Source organism: Nitrogeniibacter aestuarii (genome assembly GCF_017309585.1).
GTDB lineage: Bacteria > Pseudomonadota > Gammaproteobacteria > Burkholderiales > Rhodocyclaceae > Nitrogeniibacter > Nitrogeniibacter aestuarii.
In genome coordinates this window covers 4,553,658-4,572,095 of record NZ_CP071321.1, presented here as the reverse complement: position 1 = coordinate 4,572,095, position 18,438 = coordinate 4,553,658, and the positions used below count along the sequence as shown (strand labels likewise).

The following is an 18,438-nucleotide window of genomic DNA, read 5'->3' as shown; positions in this document are numbered from 1 at the left end:
GACGCAACGCCGTTTGTCCATCGAGAGCGCCATGAAACTGTTGAGCCTCAAAATGTGCCTCACCTGTCTGGTGGTGCTGGCGTTTTCCCTGCCGTTCATCTACCCGCAGTACGGAAGCGGCTTCCTCGAAGAACTCGAGATGCTCGGTGTTGGCGGCGCCGTTGCGCTGTTCGCGGTCTTTCTAGTTTTCGTTTACTTCTATTGTCGGGATCTCTCACGCACGCTGGCACTGGTGTCACCCGAGCGCCGTGCGGCCGCCCCGGGCTCGGTCTGGCTGATGTTCCTGATCCCCTACAACTTTGTTGAAGACTTCTTCATCGTCCACAACGTCGCTCGCTCCATCGAACGGGAAGCGGCGGCCAACCCACAGTTGAACGACCTTCGAGGTAACGGGCTGTTTTCAGGGATCGGGTGGTGCGTGGCGCAGATTGTGTCGCTGGCACCCGGCATGATCGGAAAAACGGCCAGCCTGATCGCCATCATCCTCTGGGCCGTGCACTGGCGCTTTGTCCGGCAGGTCAATACACGCCTGGCGTCAGCGCCGGGTCGCGAGCGCCCGACAGACGCGAGTGCCGTGCCGAGCCAGCTATTGCCGTGAAGCGGCGTTGTTGTCGTCGTGACGACCTGCAGACCGGCGTGCCAGTTCCACCACCAAGGGCCGGTGGTCGGACCAGTTGGCCGGGCCTCGATCAGCCATCCTCAGCGCCCAGCCCGACCCGACCATCACATGGTCGATCGGCAGGACTTCCCGCCAGGTCGGCAGCCCGCGGCTGGCGATGCCCAGGTGGCGGACGCCGTTGAAGGCCGATGACCACGGCGTGGCATTGAAATCGCCGCCCACGATCAGTGTCGGCGTCTTCCCGGCGCGGGTATCCACAAGGTGAATCAGCTCGGCGCGCTCACGATGGGCAACCTCGGTCAGCGGTGGAAAGGGGTGGACGACCAGCACCGGCACGGCGCCATCGGGCGTGTCGACGGTGGCTTCGAGCATGGGGATGCCACCCGGCCCGGTGACGACGGCGCTGTGACTCAAGGGGTAGCGGGACACGATGCCGATACCGAAGGGGTCGTCGCGGGCCAGCAGATGACGATGCGGGAAGCCGGTGGTCATGGTTTCGAGCGTCTGCGCGAATTTTCCGTTCACTTCCTGCAGCAGGATGATGTCCGCCCGCTGGCTGAGCGCCCATTCCATCACGCCCACCGGATCGCCCGTGGTGTACATCACGTTGGCGGTGACCACGCGGAGGGTGGGCGCGTCCTCCGCTTCCGCCTTGGCCGCCAGTGGCGGCATCACTACCCACAGGCCGTAGAGCCCGGCCCCGAGGGCGAGCAGGGCCACGATTCTTGCCAGCCCGCGCCACGCAAAGATGCCGGTGAACATGGCTGCGGGCACAAAGAACCACTGCCAGTGGCTGCCCAGATCGCTCAACCAGCCCACCCTGGGCATGTCGACCGTGAGCCGGCTGATCCACGGCGTGGTAATGCCGAGCATTGCGATGAGAAACATCAAGCGCAGACGCCGATAACGTGGCCGATGCGGTGGCAGATCAGGCGGCGGAGAAGGGGTGTCGGTGCTCACGATGGCGTCGGGATGGTGGTGAATTATTGTTGAGCAGGCAATGTGGCAGACCCGCAGGAGGGATGCAAATACGGTGTGGTGTCGGGTGTCTCGAGCTTGAAGTCCGGTCTTATTCAAGACGGGTTATCCGGCCCGTCGGGTGTCAGCATTGCGGTGAATGGCCGCGCCCGGCGGGGCGAAACCCGGCCAATGGCGGTTCGTGCCTGAACGACCTCACGCATCAGATCGCGCCTGAGTCGGGACACCATTCCATTCTTGTTTCGCTGCTGGTTTCGCCCTGAGGGGCGACCTACTTTCTTGACGCGCAAGAAAGTAGGCAAAGAGACGCATCCCGCTTTTCGTGGCCCTTCGGGCTGCCCTCGCTGCCCGAACGCCCGGCGGGCGGTTTCGCAAACTCGCCCCTGCGGGGCTCAGACAGCGAAACCGCTTTTTCTGCCGGTCGTCCGGACGACTCGGCACGACAGAGGGATTGAAAGTGCCGGACGGAGACCTTGTTCTTATGCAAGACGTTGTTCCTGGCGTCGCTGCGCTCGGCCGGGCTACGGCCCCACCACGATGGCACGCCCGCTCCGCCCTCGAGAGCGCCAATCGACGAACCCCGGGGGCGGAGAAACGGGCTTCGCTGTCTGAGCCCGCAGGGCGAGTTGGCGAAGCACGCCGCTGCCGGGGTTTGTCGATTGGGGATCGCCGTCAGGCGACGCGACCGTGGGCTGTGCTTCTTTGCTTACTTTCTTGCACAAGCAAGAAAGTGAGGCGCCCGCCGGGGCGAAACCCGGCCAATGTCGGTTCATACCTGAACGGCCTCACCCATCAGTTCAGTGCTGAGTCGAAACACCATTCCATTCTGTTTTCGCCCTGAAGCGCGTCCTGATTTCGTGGCCCTGCGGGCTCCCCTCGCCGCCCGACTGCTCAGCAGGTGACTTCGCCAACTCGCCCTTCAGGCTCAGACAGCGAAGCCACTTTTTCCGCCGATCATTCGGACGACTCGGCACCACAGAGGGAATGGGGTGTGTCACGCTGGAGGCTCGCATCCAGGTGCATCAGATCGACGCGACTGTGCAGAACCCAATCGAGCGTGTCTGCGCCCGAGGTGGCCGCACGCGACTGGTAGTCGCGAAGCACCCGGCCGATGGTGACCACGATGTCGGGCACGTCATCGACAATCAGGATCGTTGCCCGATCATGTGGTGGGGGCTTTGACGGCGCTTCCTGGACCATAATCGGTCCATGGTACGGAATGAACGGAGTTGAGATGATCAGGCGGACCTTCGGGCACGGCTTGAGTCACACGTATTTGCGTGGCGATCAACAGGGAGCAGGAGTGAAACCCGCGTGAAAGCAGGCTGTTTAGCTGGGCAGGTGTGTGCCGCCTGGGCCCTGATGCTGGCGAGTGCTCCGCTCATTGCCGCACCGGTGGTGGCGGTCGACGTGGGTCATACCCTGGCGGCGGGCGGCGCCACCAGCGCCCGTGGGCGGATGGAGTTCGAATTCAACCGCGATCTGGCCAGGGAAGTGTCGGCGGCCTTGATGAGTCGTGGCATTGCTGCGCACCTGGTGAATGACGACGGAAGGATTGCCTCATTGCGTGACCGGCCCAAGGCCGTGCCCGGGGCCGATCTGTTCATCTCCATTCATCACGATTCGGTGAGCGAGCATGAACTCAAGCCGTGGACCTGGCAGGGCAAGGCGCGCGATTACAACGACGCGTTTGCGGGTCACTCCCTGTTTGTCTCGCACGACAACCCCTACCCCGATGCCAGTCTCACCTGTGCCTCGGTGATCGGCGCGCGCCTGCAGCGCATGGGATTCGTGCCTACCGACAAGAACGCCCGCCGCCGTACTTGGGCCGATCAGGCCAATACGGTGCACTGGTACGACAATCTGGTGGTGCTCTACCGCACTGAGGTGCCGGCGGTGCTCTTCGAAGCCGGCGTGATCAAGAACCGGGCCGAAGAGTTGCAACTGCGCGATCCGGCCTACCAGCGGCGCATGGCCGACGGCATCGCCACCGGCATTGCCGCCTGCCTGCAGGTGATGCGACTGCCCTAGTGTCGCCCGACGCGGGTCGCGTCGAAATGTGTTTCACGCTTCATGAATATGGCATGTTGAACATCAGCGCTGATATGCTGGGCACCTTTTCGGGCGACACGGACACCGTTACACATGACCGGCCAACGACTTCTCCTGCTCAGCGTGTCTGCCGGCGCAGGCCATCGCCGTGCCGCCGAGGCCATTGAGGCGGCGGTGGCACTCCGGGGCGACAGCGTCCAGGTGCGTCACCTGGACGTCATGGACTTCGTGAGCAGCAGCTTTCGCACCCTGTACACCGATGTCTACCTGCGCCTCATCGGCATGGCGCCTTCGGTGTGGCGATATCTGTACGACCTGAGCAACTGCACCCCGCCCGACAGCCCGGGTCAGCGCCTGCGCCGGGCCGTGGAACGCCTCAGCGCACGGCAACTGATAGCCGAGATCGACGGCTGGCAGCCTGACGCCATCGTGTGCACCCATTTCCTGCCAGCCGAGATCCTCTTCCACCAGCGCCGCAAGGGACGGGTGGGCTGCCCCATCTGGCTGCAGGTGACCGACTTTGACGTGCATCGCATGTGGGCCGTGCCCGACATGGGCGGTTATGGCGTCGCCAGCGATGAAGCCGCCCACCGGCTCACCGCCCTGGGCATCGACCCGGCGCGCATCCACGTGACCGGCATCCCCCTGATGCCGGCCTTCGCCACACGGCTTGACCGGAGCACCTGCATGGTGGAACTGGGCCTGGAGGCGGCACGCCCGACGGCCCTGCTCATGGGCGGTGGCGAGGGGCTGGGGGCGCTCGACGCAGTGACGGTGCATCTGCTCGAAACCGTGCCGGCACTTCAGCTGATCGTGCTTACGGGCAAGAACGCCGCCCTCAAGGCACGGCTCGATGCACTGCAACCGACCTATGGTGCCCGACTCTCGGTGCAGGGCTTCACCCACCAGGTCGAGCGCCTGATGACCTGCGCCGACGTGGTCATCACCAAACCGGGCGGGCTGACCACCGCAGAATGTCTGGCCATGGGCCGACCGATGATCGTCAATTCCCCCATCCCCGGGCAGGAAGAGCGCAACGCCGATCTGCTGCTCGAAGCAGGCGCGGCACTCAAGGCCGTCGATGGGGTCACCCTCGCCTATCGCGTGCAGCAACTCATGGACGATCCGGTGCGGCTCGGCCGCATGAGCGAGGCGGCACGCGTGCTCGGCCGGCCCCGGGCTGCGGCGGCCGTGGTCGATCGCGTTCTATCACCCACCTTTGTCCAGGAGAGCGCCTCATGCTCCGTCCTTTCCTGAATGCCCTCGCCCTCGCGTTGTCGCTCACGGCCGGCCCCCTGTGGGCGGCCCTTGACGCGCCGGAACGCCCCGCCACCTGGGCGAGCCCGGTCAACGATGAACTCAATCTGTTTCAGGTCGCACCCCGGTTCTACCGCAGCGCCCGGCTCGATGAAGACGACCTGCCGCAGCTGACGGCACTGGGTATCCGTACCGTGGTGAGCCTGCGTGCCTTTCATTCCGACCGGCGTCTGCTGCGTGGCACGGGGATCGACACGGTCCGGGTGGCCACGCTCACCTGGGCCATCGATGACGACGAGGTGGTGCGTGCGCTGCGCGCCATTCTCGAGGCCGAACAGCGGGGGCCGGTGCTGCTCCATTGCCAGCATGGTGCCGACCGCACCGGGCTGGTGAGCGCCATGTACCGCATGGTGGTGCAGGGATGGACCCGCGAAGCGGCGCTCGACGAAATGCTCAACGGGGGCTACGGCTACCACAGCATCTGGAAGAACATCCCGAGCTACCTGGAGACGGTGGATGTGGACAGCATCCGCGCCAAGCTCGATGCGGTGACCGAGCCGGACTCGATCGCTGCCGACTGACGGGGCGTACCCGCGCCCATGCCCGGGTCATGCAGGCGTGATGCCCGCGTGGCCGTGGGCAGCATGCCCTGTGCCTTCGGGGCCGGGGCGGCGATTCTGTGGGGGTTTTCAACCCGCACGGAGTCTTGCATGAACACCCTTGCCCCGAGTCGCGCCCTGAATGCCGACCGCATCAATTGGCGCGCCCTGCCCGATTTCACCGGTTTCACCTACTCGATCATGGCCGTGGACCGCGAACGCGGCACCACCGACTTCTGCGTGCACTATGAGCCGGGTTCGCGCATCTTCCTCCACCGGCATCGTGCCGACACCCTGATGGTGGTGATGGCGGGCGAACACCGGATCTACGCCGAAGACGGACAGTTGCAGGACGCGCGCCCGGCTGGCGCGTACGCCTTCACGCCCGCCGACGGCGACATCCACACCGAGGGCGGTGGCGACGCGGGCGCGGTGGTGTTCTACAGCACCCGTGGCGGGCCGGATGGCGTCATCTTCGACATTCTCGATGACTCCGGCGCCCAGGTCGGCGCGCTGGGCATGGCCGAGGTGGATGCCCTGTTCGACCTTCAGGGACGCGTGGCCGGCGCCTGAACACCGTGACATGACCGGCGGCGTGGCGGTTGGTTGGGCAGGTTGGCGCTATCGGCCCGCCCGGAGCCTGCCCGCCGGCCGCCGCTCAGCTCCCGGTGATTTCCCGGAATTCGCCATTCGCACGGGTGGCGAGGCTGACGCCCACGATGGCCAGCGTGGCGAGGATGAAGCCGGGGATGATTTCATAGACCCCCGGGCCACCGAGAAAGCTCGACCCCCAGCCCAGCGCAATCCACACGATCACCGTCACCGCGCCGGTGACGAGCCCGGCGAGGGCGCCCAGGCCGGTCATGCGTCGCCAGGTCAGTGAGAGGATCATCAGCGGCCCGAAGGCGGCGCCGAAGCCCGCCCAGGCGTTGCTCACCAGACCGAGCACTTCGCTGTCCGGGTTGCCGGCAATGATGGCGGCGACGAGGCCCACGGCCACCACGGCGAGACGCCCGACGTTCACGATGGTCCGGTCGCTGGCCTGCTTGTTGACCAGCAGCCGGTAGAAGTCTTCGGCCAGTGACGAGGAGGACACCAGCAGCTGGCTGGAGACGGTGGACATGATCGCGGCGAGCAGGGCCGCGAACAGGAAGCCCGTGACCAGCGCCGGGAACAACGTTTCGGCCAGCAGGATGAAGATCGTCTCCGGGTCGGCCAGGGTGATGCCGTTGCGCTCCACATAGGCGCGGCCGAAGAGCCCCACACCGATGGCGCCGATGAGCGAGATCGCCATCCAGGCCATGGCGATGTTGCGCGCGGTGGCCACCTCGCGCACGCTGCGCACCGCCATGAAGCGCACGATGATGTGCGGTTGGCCGAAATAACCCAGCCCCCAGGCCATCAAGGAGACCCATCCGATGACGGTCATGTCGCTGCTCCACCACGAGAGCGTGAAGCCCTGCAGCCCCGACAGGGTCTCACCCGCCTGCGTGAAGCCGCCGCCGTCGCCCGCATAGAGCACCACCGCCGGCATGATGATGAGCGCCAGCATCATGATGCAGCCCTGCACGAAGTCGGTGAGACAGACCGCCAGAAAGCCCCCGACCACGGTGTAGGCGAGCACGACGCCCAGCGTGAGCCAGACGCCCATCTGGTAGCTGCCGTTGAAGGCCGTCAGATAGAGCTTGCCGCCGGCGACCAGACCCGAGGCGGTGTAGACCGCGAAGAAAACCACCACGATCAGCGCCGACACCATGCGCAGCGCGACCGCCTGCGTCGGGAAGCGGTTGGCGAGGAATTCCGGAATCGTCAGCGCGTTGTCATAGCGCTGGGTCTGCTCGCGCAGGCGTGGCGCGACGACGATCCAGTTGATCAGCGCGCCGATGAACAGGCCGATGCCGATCCAGGCCTGCACCAGGCCGGCGGCGTAGAGCGCGCCGGGCAGGCCGAGCAGCAGCCAGCCCGACATGTCGGAGGCGCCCGCCGACAGGGCCGCCACGGCGGGTGGCAGGTTGCGCCCGCCGAGCATGTATTCCTCGGAGTTGCCTGTGGACTTGCGGTAGGCGTAGAAGCCGATGCCGAGCATGGCGACGAAATAGGCGGTCAGGCTGATCCAGACTCCGGTTTGCATGAGCGTTTCCTTGTGTTCCTGTTGTCGGTGAGGCCGCTAGGCCTCTGCGGCGAGCAGGCTGGTGTTGCCTCCGGCAGCGGTGGTGTCGATGCACACGTGGCGTTCGGCGTAGTAGCGCTCGGCGCAGATCACCTCGGTTTCGAGCTGCACGATGCGCCCTTCACGACCGGCCAGGGCCTGGCGCAGGGCGCGCGTCCATGCCGAATCGCCGGCAGCGGCCACCGCCACGAATCCGTCTGCCGTGGCCAGCAGCTCGGCCGGCACGGTGCCATCCAGCGCCGCGACCGGTACGCCGGCCTTGAGCAGCGGGGCGATGGCCGCGGTCGCCCCGGGCACAACGACCAGCGCGGGGCAGCCGGCAGCAAGCGCCTGGGCGGCCTGGGCGAGGGCCGTGTCGAGCTGGGGTCCGAGGCAGAGGACCGGCCCCTTCGGCGGCATGATCATCCGGTTCGATTCGCCGGTCGGCCCGGGAAAACGGAACGGCCCGCTGTCGAGACTGGCGGCGGCATTGACGGCGCGGCGTACCACCGCCCCGGTGCCGTCGAGCGCCCGGCGCAGCACCTGCACCCGGTCGACCCGGGCCGTCCAGGCGCGTGCGTCGAGGTCCGCAAAGGCCGTGCTCAGCGCTTGGGCCGACACCGGCGCGCCTTCGGGGGCCGGATGCGCCGCGGGTGCTTCGGTGCGGCGGAAGCGGTTCACATAGTGCGGCCCGCCGGCCTTCGGTCCGGTGCCCGAGAGCCCCTCGCCGCCGAAGGGCTGGCTGCCGACGATGGCGCCGATCTGGTTGCGGTTGACGTAGATGTTGCCGACGCGGATGCGGTCGACAATCTGCTGCACGCGGTCGTCGATGCGGGTGTGCAGCCCGAAGGTCAGCCCGAAGCCACGGTCGTTGATGGCACTGACCACCTTGTCGATATCCCTGGCCTTGAAGGAGGCCACATGCAGCACCGGGCCGAAGATCTCGCGTTCCAGGTCCTCGATGCCATCGACCGCGACCAGCGCCGCGCCGACGAAGGTGCCGCCCTCGGGGGCGGCGAGGCGCTTGAGCACACGGCCGCGCTTTTCCTGCGCATCGACATAGGCGCTGATGTCGGCCTGCGCCTCGGCATCGATGACCGGGGCCACGTCGGTGTCGATCGACCACGGATTGCCGGTGACCAGCGTGTCCATGGCGCCCATGAGCATGTCCACCACCCGGTCGCGGGTGTCCTCCTGCACATAGAGCATGCGCAGCGCCGAGCAGCGCTGGCCGGCCGACTGGAAGGACGAGGCGACGATGTCGTCCACCGCCTGCTCGGGCAGGGCGGTGGAGTCCACGATCATGGCGTTGAGGCCGCCGGTTTCGGCGATCAGCACGGCGCTGGCCGGCGCATGGGCGGCCAGCGTCTGGTGGATGCGCTGCGCCGTGGCGGTCGAGCCGGTAAAGCAGACGCCGGCGATGCGCGGGTCGGCCGTGAGCGGGCCGCCTACGCTCGGGCCGTCGCCGGGCAGCAGCTGGAAGGCCGCCGGGGGCACACCCGCCTCGCGGAACAGCTGCGCGGCCCGGGTGGCGATGATCGGCGTCTGTTCGGCCGGCTTGGCCAGCACCGCATTGCCGGCCGCCAGGGCCGCGGCGATCTGCCCGGTGAAAATCGCCAGGGGGAAGTTCCACGGGCTGATGCACACGAACACGCCCCGCCCCTCGGCCGGGTCCTCGGCGTCCAGCCGCTCGGCCTCGGCCGCGTAGTAGCGCAGGAAATCGACCGCTTCGCGCACCTCGGCCACTCCGTCGTACAGGATCTTGCCCGCCTCGCGGGTGGCAATGGCGCAGAACTCGGCCATGTGGTCTTCGTACAGGTCGGCGATCCGGCGCAGGGTCGCCGCGCGGGTGGCAACCGGCGTGCGCGACCACTGGTCGAAGCCGTCCTGGGCGGCATCCAGCGCGTGAGCGACCTCGTCTGCAGTGGCCTCATGCACCTCCCCGACAAGGCTGCCGTCGGCGGGTGAGTGCAGCGGCCGGGCCACGCCCGCGGGCGGCGCATCACCGGCCAGCACCGGCCGGGCCGTCCATCGGGTGTCGGCAAAGCGGTCACGTGCCTCGATCAGGGGCACGGCGACGGCGGGCTCCTCGAGCCGGTATCCGCGGGAATTGACGCGCTCGGGCGCGAACAGGTCGCGCGACAGGCAGATGCCCGGGTTCTGGATCGGTTCGGTCGCCAGTGCCCGTTCCACCGGGTCGGCGGCAATGGTCTCGGGCGCGATCTCGGTGTTGACGATCTGGTTCACGAAGCTCGAATTGGCCCCGTTCTCCAGCAGGCGCCGCACCAGATAGGCGAGCAGGTCCTTGTGCGGGCCGCAGGGCGCGTAGATGCGGCAGCGCGTGCCGGCCTGCTGGCGGATGATCTCGTGCAGCGATTCGCCCATGCCGTGCAGGCGCTGGAACTCGAAGCTGTCGCGATCGGTGCCGGCCATGTCGAGCACGGCGGCGCAGGTGTGGGCGTTGTGGGTGGCGAACTGCGGGTAGATCCGGTCGCGCATGTCCAGCAGCATCTTCGCGCAGGCCATGTAGGAGACGTCGGTGTTGGTCTTGCGGGTGAACACCGGGAAGGCGTCGGCGCCCAGTTCCTGTGCGAGCTTGATCTCGGTATCCCAGTAGGCGCCCTTGACCAGGCGCACCATGATGCGGCGCCCCAGTCGCCCGGCCAGCGCGTACAGATGATCGAGCACCGCCGGTGCGCGCTTGCCGTAGGCCTGCACGACCACACCGAAACCGTCCCAGCCGGCCAGGCTCGGGTCCGCCAGCACGGCGTCGACCACGTCGAGCGACACATCGAGCCGGTCCTGTTCCTCGGCGTCGATGTTGAAACCGACCTTGGCCTTGGCGGCCATCTGCGCCAGCGCCAGACAACGCGGGATGACCTCTTCATCGATGGCCTGGCGGTGCGTGGTCAGGTAGCGGGCCGAGAGCGCCGAGAGCTTGACCGAGATGCCGGCGTTGTCGCGCACGTCCGCCCGGGCGACCTTTTCGATCTGCCGGATGGCGTGGGCGTAGCTGTCGTAGAAAGCCCGGGCATCGGCCTCGGTGCGCGCGCCCTCGCCCAGCATGTCGTAGGAGTAGGTGTAGCCGCGTGCGCGCATCTTGTCGGCCCGCTTGATGCCCTCCTCGATGGTCTGACCGAGGACGAACTGCTGCCCCATGATCTTCATCGCCCGGCCGACCGCAGTGCGGACCACCGGCTCGCCCAGCCGCTTGATGAGCCGGCGCGCGCCAGCGGCGGGGCGCGAAGGGTCGCTGTCGAGCATGCGCCCGGTGAGCATCAGGGCCCAGGTGGAGGCGTTGACCAGCGGCGAGAAGGAATGGCCGAGGTGGGCGCTCCAGTCGGACGGGGCGATCTTGTCCTCGATCAGGTCGTCGATGGTCTCGGCGTCGGGCACCCGGAGCAAGGCCTCGGCCAGGCACATCAGGCCCACGCCCTCTTCCGTCGACAGGCCGTACTCGTCGAGAAAGGCCTCCATCATCGTCGGGTCGGTGTCATCCCTGACCTGGCGGATCAGCTGTGCCGCCTGCGCCGTCACGCCCTGGCGCCGGTCGGCCGGCAGGCCCAGTCGTGCCGCCAGATCGCGCACGGCCTCGGCCTCGTCAATGGCATAGCGGGCGCGGATTGCGGCCCGGCTCTCGCTGCCTGCCGGCAGCATCGAAAATATCGTCTGTTTTGCCTTCATGGAGCTCCCACTGGCGTTCGTCATGGCGCCGTCGCAAGGTGGAGGGGGTCCTTTCAGTCTATGCAGGTCTGCCGGGAATCGCGAATTTAATCAGGACTGATGCATAACCCGATGCTGATATGGCACCGCTGGCGGGGCCGCTGAAACGCCGCTTCAGCGGCCACCGAAGCGGTCAGTCGCGGGGGCGCCGCAACAGTGGCAGCATGGCCACCACGCCGAGCACCGGGCCGGGCAGCAGCAACCAGGCCACCTTGGCGCCCCAGGCCTCGACCACCGAGGTCCCCCAGGCGATGGACACCATGGTGACCGCGAACCCCAGCGCGTTCTGCAGGGCCAGCGCGCTCCCGACGATTTCGGGCGGGCAGGCCTTGGCCGACAGCGCCGAGAAATGGGGCGAATCGGCCACCACGCTGGCGCCCCAGATCAGCATGAGCCCCAGGACGACGACCGGCGCGGCATGACTCAGGAACGGAAAGAGCGCACAGCACAGGGCAGAGACGAGCATGGCGAAGACGGCGACCGGGGCGCTGCCCGCGCGTCGGCTCACAAAGCCACCCGCGATGCAGCCCACGGCGCCGATGCCGATGACGGCGAAGCTCAGCGCGCTTGAAGCGGCAAAGCCCGCGAGGCTGGAGCCGGCGATGAGCAGCGGCACCAGCGTCCACATCGCGTACAGCTCCCATTGATGGCCGAAGTAGCCGAAGGCCGAGGCCCGGAAGGTGGGAATCGTGAAGGCGGTCAGCACCCGGCCCAGGCGCAGCGGGTGCGCACCGGGTTTGCGCTTCAGGTGTGGCCCGTCGCCCAGTGCAAAGATCATGATCGCCGCCAGCACGGCGAGGGTCGAGGCGGCCAGCAACACCGCTTGCCAGGGCCAGTCCCCGCCGGCGAAGCGCACCCCGTGCGGCAAGGCTGTCCCGAGGGTGAGCATGCCCACCAGCTGGGCCAGCGCATGGCCGGCGCGCTCGGGCACCCAGCTCACGATCAGCTTCATCCCCAGCGGATAGACCCCGGCCAGACTGAAGCCCACCGCAAAGCGCAGCACCAGCCCGCTGCTCATGCCCTCGGCAAAGAGCGCGAACGCGGCGTTGGCCAGGGCACCGAGCACCGCGCACACGGCGAAGATGCGGCTCGCCGCAAAGCGGTCGGCCAGCCCGGTGAGCGCGAAGGTGAGTGTGCCGATGATGAAGCCCAGCTGCACGGCATTGGTCAGCAGCCCCAGTTCGGCGGCGCCGATCCCCCAGTCGCGCATCAGTGCCGCGGCCGCGGCATTGGCGGAGAACCACAGCGAAGTGCCGAAGAGCTGGGCGATGACGATGGTGGGGACGACAGGCAGGCGCATGGGCACGAGTATATCGACAGGTGCGAAGTAGATGCCTGTCGCACGCAGGCCGGGTTTCGCCCCGGCGGGCGCCCTACTTTCTTGCTCGTGCAAGAAAGTAGGCAAAGAAGCACGGCCCACGATCGCGTCGCCTGACGGCGATGCCCAACCGCCAAACCCCGGCGGCGGCGTGCTTCGCCAACTCGCCCTGCGGGCTCAGACAGCGAAGCCCGTGTTTCCGCCCCCGGTGTTTATCGATTGGCGCTTTCGAGGGCGACTCGACCGTGCGGATTTGGTGAGGTCGGTCGGACGGATGAGCGTCTGCGCCATCCGGCTTACGTCGACACCCGCGCGTAACGCCGCGCCAGCGCGGCGCAGGCCATCAGCTGGATCTGGTGATAGAGCAGGGCCGGCAGCAGGATCAGGCCCAGGTCGGGGCGCACGCCGAACAGCAGTCGCGCGATGGGGATGCCGCTGGCGATGCTCTTTTTCGAGCCACAGAATACGGCCACGATTTCGTCTTCCTTCGCAAAGCCGATACGTCGGGCGGCCAGTCGGGTGAGCCACAGCACCAGCGCGAGCAGGCCGGCGCACACGGCCAGCGCCTCGATGACGGCGATCCAGCCCTGCCCCGACCAGATGCCGGCAGCGGCCGAATCGCTGAAGGAACAGAACACGATGAGCACGATCACGCCCCGGTCGAGCTTATGGGTCAGGTGCTTGTGGCGCACCATCCAGCCATGCACATGGGGCCGCAACAGCTGGCCGAGGATGAAGGGCAGAAGCAGTTGCACACTGATGCCCAGGATGGCGCGGCCGATGGGTAGCCCCTCGCCCGCCACATGCAGCACCTGACTGATGAGCAGGGGCGTGAGCACGATGCCGATGAGGTTGGAGAGCGTGGCGTTGAACACCGCCGCCGCCACATTGCCGCCGGCCATGGCCGTGAAGGCCACGGAGGACGAGATGGTCGAGGGCAGCATGCACAGGAACAGCAGGCCCACCATCAGCCCCGGCGCCACGCGCCCCTCCAGCACCCAGGCCAGCACCAGCCCGAGGAGGGGAAAGAGCGCGAAGGTACACTACTGCACGAACAGGTGCAGCCGCCAGTGACGCATGCCGGCCACCAGCTTGTCGGTGGCCAGGTTCGCCCCGTGCAGCAGGAACACCAGGGCCACGCCCACGTTGGTGACGATGCCCAGGTGCAGCGGTCCGTCGGAGCGGCCAATGGACGGGAAGGCCAGTGCCAGCGCCACGGCCGACAGCATGGTGGCGAGAAACCCGTCGATGGGCAGGCGCCAGCGCGCCGGGGGGTGAGTCATGAATGCAGGTCCAGCCAGGGGGCGATGTCGTCGGGGTGGGCAAATTCATCCACCGAGCGCGCGACCGTGCCCGGCATTTCGGTTTCGATCTGGCGGGCCAGGTCGTTGCCCGGTCCCAGTTCGATGGCCGCGTCGAGGCCGAGCCCGCCGAGGGTTTCCATGCACCAGTCCCAGTGCAGGGGCTCGGCGAGTTGGCGGGGCAGGCTGTTGAGGGCATCGGTGGCGCGTCGCTGGGGGGTGCCGTCGATCCCGGCGAGCACCGGGCAGATCGGGTCGCGCAGGGTGTGCCGGCGCAGGGCGTCGGTGAAGGGGGCTACGGCGTTGGCCAGCGCGGCCGTATGGGACGGAATCTCCACCGGCAGACGCTTGAGATCGGCCGCCGCCAGCTTCGATTCGGCGACGAAGGCATCCATGGCCTGTGGCGATCCGCCAATGACCAGATCGCCGCCGGGGCGATGGATGGCGATGGTGACGCCGTGTCGGGTCATCGCCTCTGTGCGTGCCTGACGCAGGGTGGGCGGAGTGCGGCCCCGCCACAGCGCCATGCAGCCGGCGCCGGCCGGGCCGGGCGGCACACAGGCATCCATCAGGTGGGCACGCTCGCGCACTAGGCTGAGGGTGTCGGCGGCGCTCAGCGCGCCGGCCACATGCCACGCAATCACTTCGCCCAGCGAATAGCCGGCCACCACGGTGGGCGCGCCGCCGAGCAGGGGCGAGATGCGCTGCCATGCCGCCAGCTGGACCAGGGCAATGGCGAACTGGGCGTTGGCGTTGGCAAACAGGGCGGACTCATCCAGACCCCGCCACCAGTCGCCCACCGGGCGACCGAGCAGGCGGGAGGCGGTGTCGCACAGGTCGGCACAATCACGGGCCGCGAACACCGGGTCGAGCATCTCGCGATGCTGGCCGGCCTGGCCGGAACACAGGATGGCCAGCCTCATGCGTCACCGAGCTGATGGACCAGCCACACCGCCGCGACCAGATCGGCACTGCCGCCGGGGCTGAGGTGCCGTTGCACCATCCAGCTGTGCATGTGGGTGAGGCGGTCGCGCCAGGCCGGGTGGCGCACACCGCCGTCGCGCTCGAAGGCATGGGCGGCCGATTGCACATCGGCCAGACCCGCGGCCCCGCCGCGCCACAGCAGGTTGGTGTCGTCGAGTCGCGCCATGAGGGCCATGAGCGTGCCGATGAGTGCCGCTTCCTCGTCGATGCCGTCGGCGAGCAGCGCACGTAACGCGGGCAGCCCCACGCGATACACCGCGGGAAAACCGCCGGCTGCCTGTGCACGGGCGCCGCCGGCCGAAAACTGAGCCCATACCGCCTGCCCGTGAGAGGACGGCGCCGCACTGCGCGAGGCCAGAATGGCCGGGCCCCAGAGGCGGGCGACCAGATCGCCGCAACGCGCCCTGCCATGGGCCGGGTTTGCCTGCCGCCATGCGGCCGCGGCGGCCAGCAGACCGAGGTTGAAGATGGCCCCGCGATGGGTGTTGGCGCCATAGGTGGCGGCCAGCATGCGGGTTTCGGCGGCGATGGCGATGGGCTGCAGCTCGGCGTAGGTCGCCCCACGCGCGCCGGCCTCGGCAACCTCTGCGAAGTAACCGCGCACGGCGGCGATGCTGTCCACGAAGCTGGCGTAGTTCATGTCCCGGTGGCTGCCGGAGTCGACGGGCGTGACCAGGCCGGGTTTGGGCCAGGCATCGGCCTCGTGCTTGAGCGCGGCACAGCAGGCCGCGTCGAGCGCGGCCGGGCTGAGGGAGACGGCCGTGTCAGGCCGCGAGGGGGTCAGGGGTGCGTTGATCTGCATGGCTTGCATCGAGGAATTCATCCACCGACATGAGGCGTACGGCGGTATCGGATTTGGTGAGCACCGAGCGCTGCGTGCCCAGGGCACCAGCCAGCTCACGCCAGGCCACTGCCCAACCGCCGATGCGTAGCTCGCCATCGATGCGCGGATGGCCGTCGCCGAAGCGATCGAGCACGCGCAGGGCGTCGATGGCCTGAGCGCGGTCTGTGCAGTCCGTCAGCACGTCGAGGTCACTGTCGGGCCGCAGGCAAGGCTGAGCGCTGAGGTGCTGATTGACCAGCGAACCATAGGCCCGAATCGTGTGGCCGGCTGCCGCCATGTCGGTGGCCAGATCGATCAGGGTCGCGCACCAGGAGACGGGTGCGGCGGCGCACAGATCGGTCAGCAAGGGCGGTGGCGTGTGGCGCACCCGTGCCTCGCGGGGTGCGATCACGCCGACCCGTCGGCGCGCACCCATGCCCGGTACCGTGAAGCCCAGGCGCAGGCGGGCGTCGCCCGGCTCGCGCCGGCCGGTCACCAGCGGGCGCGCCTGCTGCAGCCAGTCGACCAGCCGCGGACGGTCGTCGGCGCTCACCTCGAGGCCATCAAGCGCCTCGGGGTCGAGCCAGACGAGGTCGTGCCGGCGGGGCTGGATCTCAGCCACCGGCCACCTCGCGGGCCACGGGGTCGGCCAGATCGCGGCCACCACGCTCGGCGCCGGTGCGGGCGCGGATGTCCTGACCGGCCACGTCGCGGGCCTGCGCCAGTTCCTCGGCCAGCATGTCGGGCCAGTCACCGTCGGTGCTTTCCCACAGGGTGCTCACCGCGCCCATGCGCCAGTAGTTGTCTGCGCCGGGGGCGAAAACGGGCGAGGCTTTGGCGAGGGTCTGCAGGCGTTCGAGCTCGATCTTGGTGACCCGCGACATGGCGCGCAGGTCCATCACGCGCACCTGGGATTCGGGCAGCGCGATGACCCGGTCGGCCAGCATGCCGAAGGCGAGGAAGCCGCCGGAGACGGCTTCGCCGTGGATGAGGGTCAGCGTCGGGTGACCGGAGCGGCGGGCCAGATCCACGCAGCGTGCCACATGGGCGAAGCAGCCGTTGAGGCCGAGCAGCTCCTCGCGGCGCGACAGGGCCTGGCCCTGGGTGTCGGCGATGAAGATGATCGGGCGCGGCGTGGCACCCTGATCGGCCTCGACCACACGCAGGATCTCGCCGGCAATGGCCAGGGCTAGATCGCCGTCCACCGCGGCGGTGTCCCAGGTGCCGATCACGGCGACCGGGGTGTTGCCCAGGCGGGCCGGGCCGGCGACGAAGTGGCCGTCGATGACGACCTCGTGCTGGCCGGCACCGAACAGGGCATCGAAAAGGCGTGCGTCAGACATGATCAGGCCTCCGTGGCCAGCTGCGCGAGCTGTTGGTTGAAGGTGTCGGCGGCGAGCATGGGCACGGCCTCCGGCTGGGGCAGGCCCATGGCGCGCCAGACCTCGAGCCCGTCGCGGGTGTCCGGGTGGGCGGCGCGGCGCTCGGTGAGCGCGGCCTGTGCGGCCTTGAGCGAGGCCAGATCTCCCGGGGCGCTGCGATGGTTCGTCAGTGCGGCGACGGCGGCGGCGCGGAAGGACGCGGCATCGTCGTCCACCAGCCGGGTGGCTTCACCCAGCGCCCGGCGCAGTTTCCCGCCGGTGACCCTCCAGACGAGGGAGCGGTCGCGCGAATCGAACTCGCCCACGCCTTTCACGGTTTCGATCACTTCAGGGCCCGACAGGCCCAGGCGCCCTTCTTCGGACATGATCACTTCGTCGCACAGGCGGGTGACGATGCCCATGCCGCCGAAGGCGCCGCAGGAGCCGCCGATGAGGGCGAACACCGGCACGCCGGCGGCCTGGGCGGCCATGAGGGCGCGCATGATCTCGGAGATGGCGATGAGGCCGGCATTGGCCTCGTGCAGGCGTACGCCGCCGGAATCCACCAGCAGCAGCACGGCGGCGGGTTTCTCGCGGGCGGCGCGTTCGAGCAGGCCGCGGATCTTGGCGCCGTGCACTTCGCCCACGGCGCCGCCGTTGAACTTGCCTTCCTGCGCGGCGATGAGCACCGGCTGGCCATCCACGGTGGCCGAGCCGACCACCACGCCGTCGTCGAAAGCGACCGGCGCGTCGAGCCGGGCCAGGTGCGGGCTGGTGCGGCGCTGGGCGGGCGGGCAGAACTCGGTGAAGCTGCCGGCGTCGGCCAGCGCGGCCACGCGGGCGCGCGCGCTGGCTTCGAAATAGCTGATGCGTCGGCTCATTTTTCTACCCTCCTGTCGCTTCGCGACATCCTCCCCGAGGGAGGAGGCGCGTCGCCTTCGGGCGGCCGTGCGCCGACGCTTGATGCTTCCCCGGTGCTGTCTTCAAAGGCCTGGGCCAGGCGCAGGCTCACCACGGCGGGCGTGGCGCCGGCATCGTTGATGGCAATGCGCAGGCCCCCGGCCGGGTGGCGCTCGGCAAAGTCGCTCAGCACCGCTTCCCAGATGTCGCGAAAGCCGTGGGCCGAAGTGTTGACCTCGATGGTGCAGGCCGACGGGTTCGCACCCGCCTCGACCAGCACTTCCAGGTTGCCCGAGGAGACGACGCCGGTGAGGGCGGTCTGCCGGGCAGCACCCGCGGGTTGGGCGGGCAGGGTGATTTCAAATCGTTCCATG

General features: G+C 68.3%; 16 protein-coding genes and 1 pseudogene. 5 read left to right on the top strand and 12 right to left on the bottom strand.

What is annotated here, in order from left to right; genetic code table 11:
* Positions 1-31: 31 nt before the first annotated feature.
* The gene (locus tag J0W34_RS21320; protein ID WP_227817478.1) at positions 32-598 is read left to right on the top strand and encodes a hypothetical protein; all 567 of its coding nucleotides are present in this window, start codon (positions 32-34) and stop codon (positions 596-598) included.
* Here J0W34_RS21320 and J0W34_RS21315 read toward each other — a convergent pair.
* Complete coding sequence (locus J0W34_RS21315) at positions 587-1,507, bottom strand: endonuclease/exonuclease/phosphatase family protein (RefSeq protein ID WP_230970124.1); 921 nt, start codon at positions 1,505-1,507, stop codon at positions 587-589. The genes J0W34_RS21320 and J0W34_RS21315 overlap by 12 nt on opposite strands.
* Before the next feature lie 1,044 nt (positions 1,508-2,551).
* On the bottom strand, positions 2,552-2,797 hold the full coding sequence (locus J0W34_RS21310; RefSeq protein WP_230970123.1) for a hypothetical protein: 246 nt from the start codon (positions 2,795-2,797) through the stop codon (positions 2,552-2,554).
* Positions 2,798-2,959: 162 nt separating this feature from the next.
* On the opposite strand from J0W34_RS21310, the gene J0W34_RS21305 reads away from it, so the two are divergent.
* The 4 genes from J0W34_RS21305 (at position 2,960) to J0W34_RS21290 (ending at position 6,078) form a co-directional block, all read left to right on the top strand.
* Positions 2,960-3,628 (top strand): N-acetylmuramoyl-L-alanine amidase family protein, encoded by a 669-nt coding sequence (locus tag J0W34_RS21305; RefSeq protein ID WP_230971706.1) that lies wholly within the window; start codon positions 2,960-2,962, stop codon positions 3,626-3,628.
* 114 nt (positions 3,629-3,742) lie between these two features.
* Entirely contained in the window at positions 3,743-4,906 is a 1,164-nt protein-coding gene (locus J0W34_RS21300; protein WP_230970122.1) for an MGDG synthase family glycosyltransferase, read from the top strand.
* Positions 4,888-5,487, top strand: a complete 600-nt coding sequence (locus tag J0W34_RS21295; RefSeq protein WP_227817482.1) for a tyrosine-protein phosphatase — start codon at positions 4,888-4,890, stop codon at positions 5,485-5,487. The genes J0W34_RS21300 and J0W34_RS21295 overlap by 19 nt, the downstream gene beginning before the upstream one ends.
* A gap of 129 nt (positions 5,488-5,616) precedes the next feature.
* Positions 5,617-6,078, top strand: coding sequence for a cupin domain-containing protein (locus J0W34_RS21290; protein ID WP_227817483.1), 462 nt, complete (start codon positions 5,617-5,619; stop codon positions 6,076-6,078).
* An 85-nt stretch (positions 6,079-6,163) separates the two neighbouring features.
* Here J0W34_RS21290 and putP read toward each other — a convergent pair whose 3' ends face one another.
* The 10 genes and pseudogenes from putP to mdcC form a co-directional block, all read right to left on the bottom strand.
* A complete protein-coding gene (gene putP, locus J0W34_RS21285; protein ID WP_230970121.1) occupies positions 6,164-7,636 on the bottom strand; it encodes a sodium/proline symporter PutP in 1,473 nt (490 codons plus the stop codon).
* A gap of 36 nt (positions 7,637-7,672) precedes the next feature.
* Positions 7,673-11,338, bottom strand: coding sequence for a bifunctional proline dehydrogenase/L-glutamate gamma-semialdehyde dehydrogenase PutA (gene putA, locus J0W34_RS21280; RefSeq protein ID WP_230970120.1), 3,666 nt, complete (start codon positions 11,336-11,338; stop codon positions 7,673-7,675).
* Positions 11,339-11,510: 172 nt separating this feature from the next.
* A complete protein-coding gene (locus J0W34_RS21275; RefSeq protein ID WP_230970119.1) occupies positions 11,511-12,677 on the bottom strand; it encodes an MFS transporter in 1,167 nt (388 codons plus the stop codon).
* Positions 12,678-12,991: 314 nt separating this feature from the next.
* Positions 12,992-13,978 (bottom strand): annotated as a pseudogene (locus J0W34_RS21270) (bile acid:sodium symporter family protein).
* Complete coding sequence (locus J0W34_RS21265) at positions 13,975-14,919, bottom strand: ACP S-malonyltransferase (RefSeq protein WP_230970118.1); 945 nt, start codon at positions 14,917-14,919, stop codon at positions 13,975-13,977. Before J0W34_RS21265 ends, J0W34_RS21270 begins: the two are co-directional and overlap by 4 nt.
* Positions 14,916-15,791 (bottom strand): triphosphoribosyl-dephospho-CoA synthase MdcB, encoded by an 876-nt coding sequence (mdcB, locus tag J0W34_RS21260; protein WP_230970117.1) that lies wholly within the window; start codon positions 15,789-15,791, stop codon positions 14,916-14,918. The genes J0W34_RS21265 and mdcB overlap by 4 nt, the downstream gene beginning before the upstream one ends.
* A complete protein-coding gene (gene mdcG, locus J0W34_RS21255) occupies positions 15,745-16,425 on the bottom strand; it encodes a malonate decarboxylase holo-[acyl-carrier-protein] synthase (RefSeq protein WP_230970116.1) in 681 nt (226 codons plus the stop codon). Before mdcG ends, mdcB begins: the two co-directional genes overlap by 47 nt.
* On the bottom strand, positions 16,418-17,146 hold the full coding sequence (gene mdcE / locus J0W34_RS21250; RefSeq protein ID WP_230970115.1) for a biotin-independent malonate decarboxylase subunit gamma: 729 nt from the start codon (positions 17,144-17,146) through the stop codon (positions 16,418-16,420). Before mdcE ends, mdcG begins: the two co-directional genes overlap by 8 nt.
* A 2-nt stretch (positions 17,147-17,148) precedes the next feature.
* Positions 17,149-18,045, bottom strand: coding sequence for a biotin-independent malonate decarboxylase subunit beta (locus J0W34_RS21245; RefSeq protein WP_230970114.1), 897 nt, complete (start codon positions 18,043-18,045; stop codon positions 17,149-17,151).
* Entirely contained in the window at positions 18,042-18,437 is a 396-nt protein-coding gene (mdcC, locus tag J0W34_RS21240; protein WP_230970113.1) for a malonate decarboxylase acyl carrier protein, read from the bottom strand. The genes J0W34_RS21245 and mdcC overlap by 4 nt, the downstream gene beginning before the upstream one ends.
* Position 18,438: the final 1 nt, after the last annotated feature.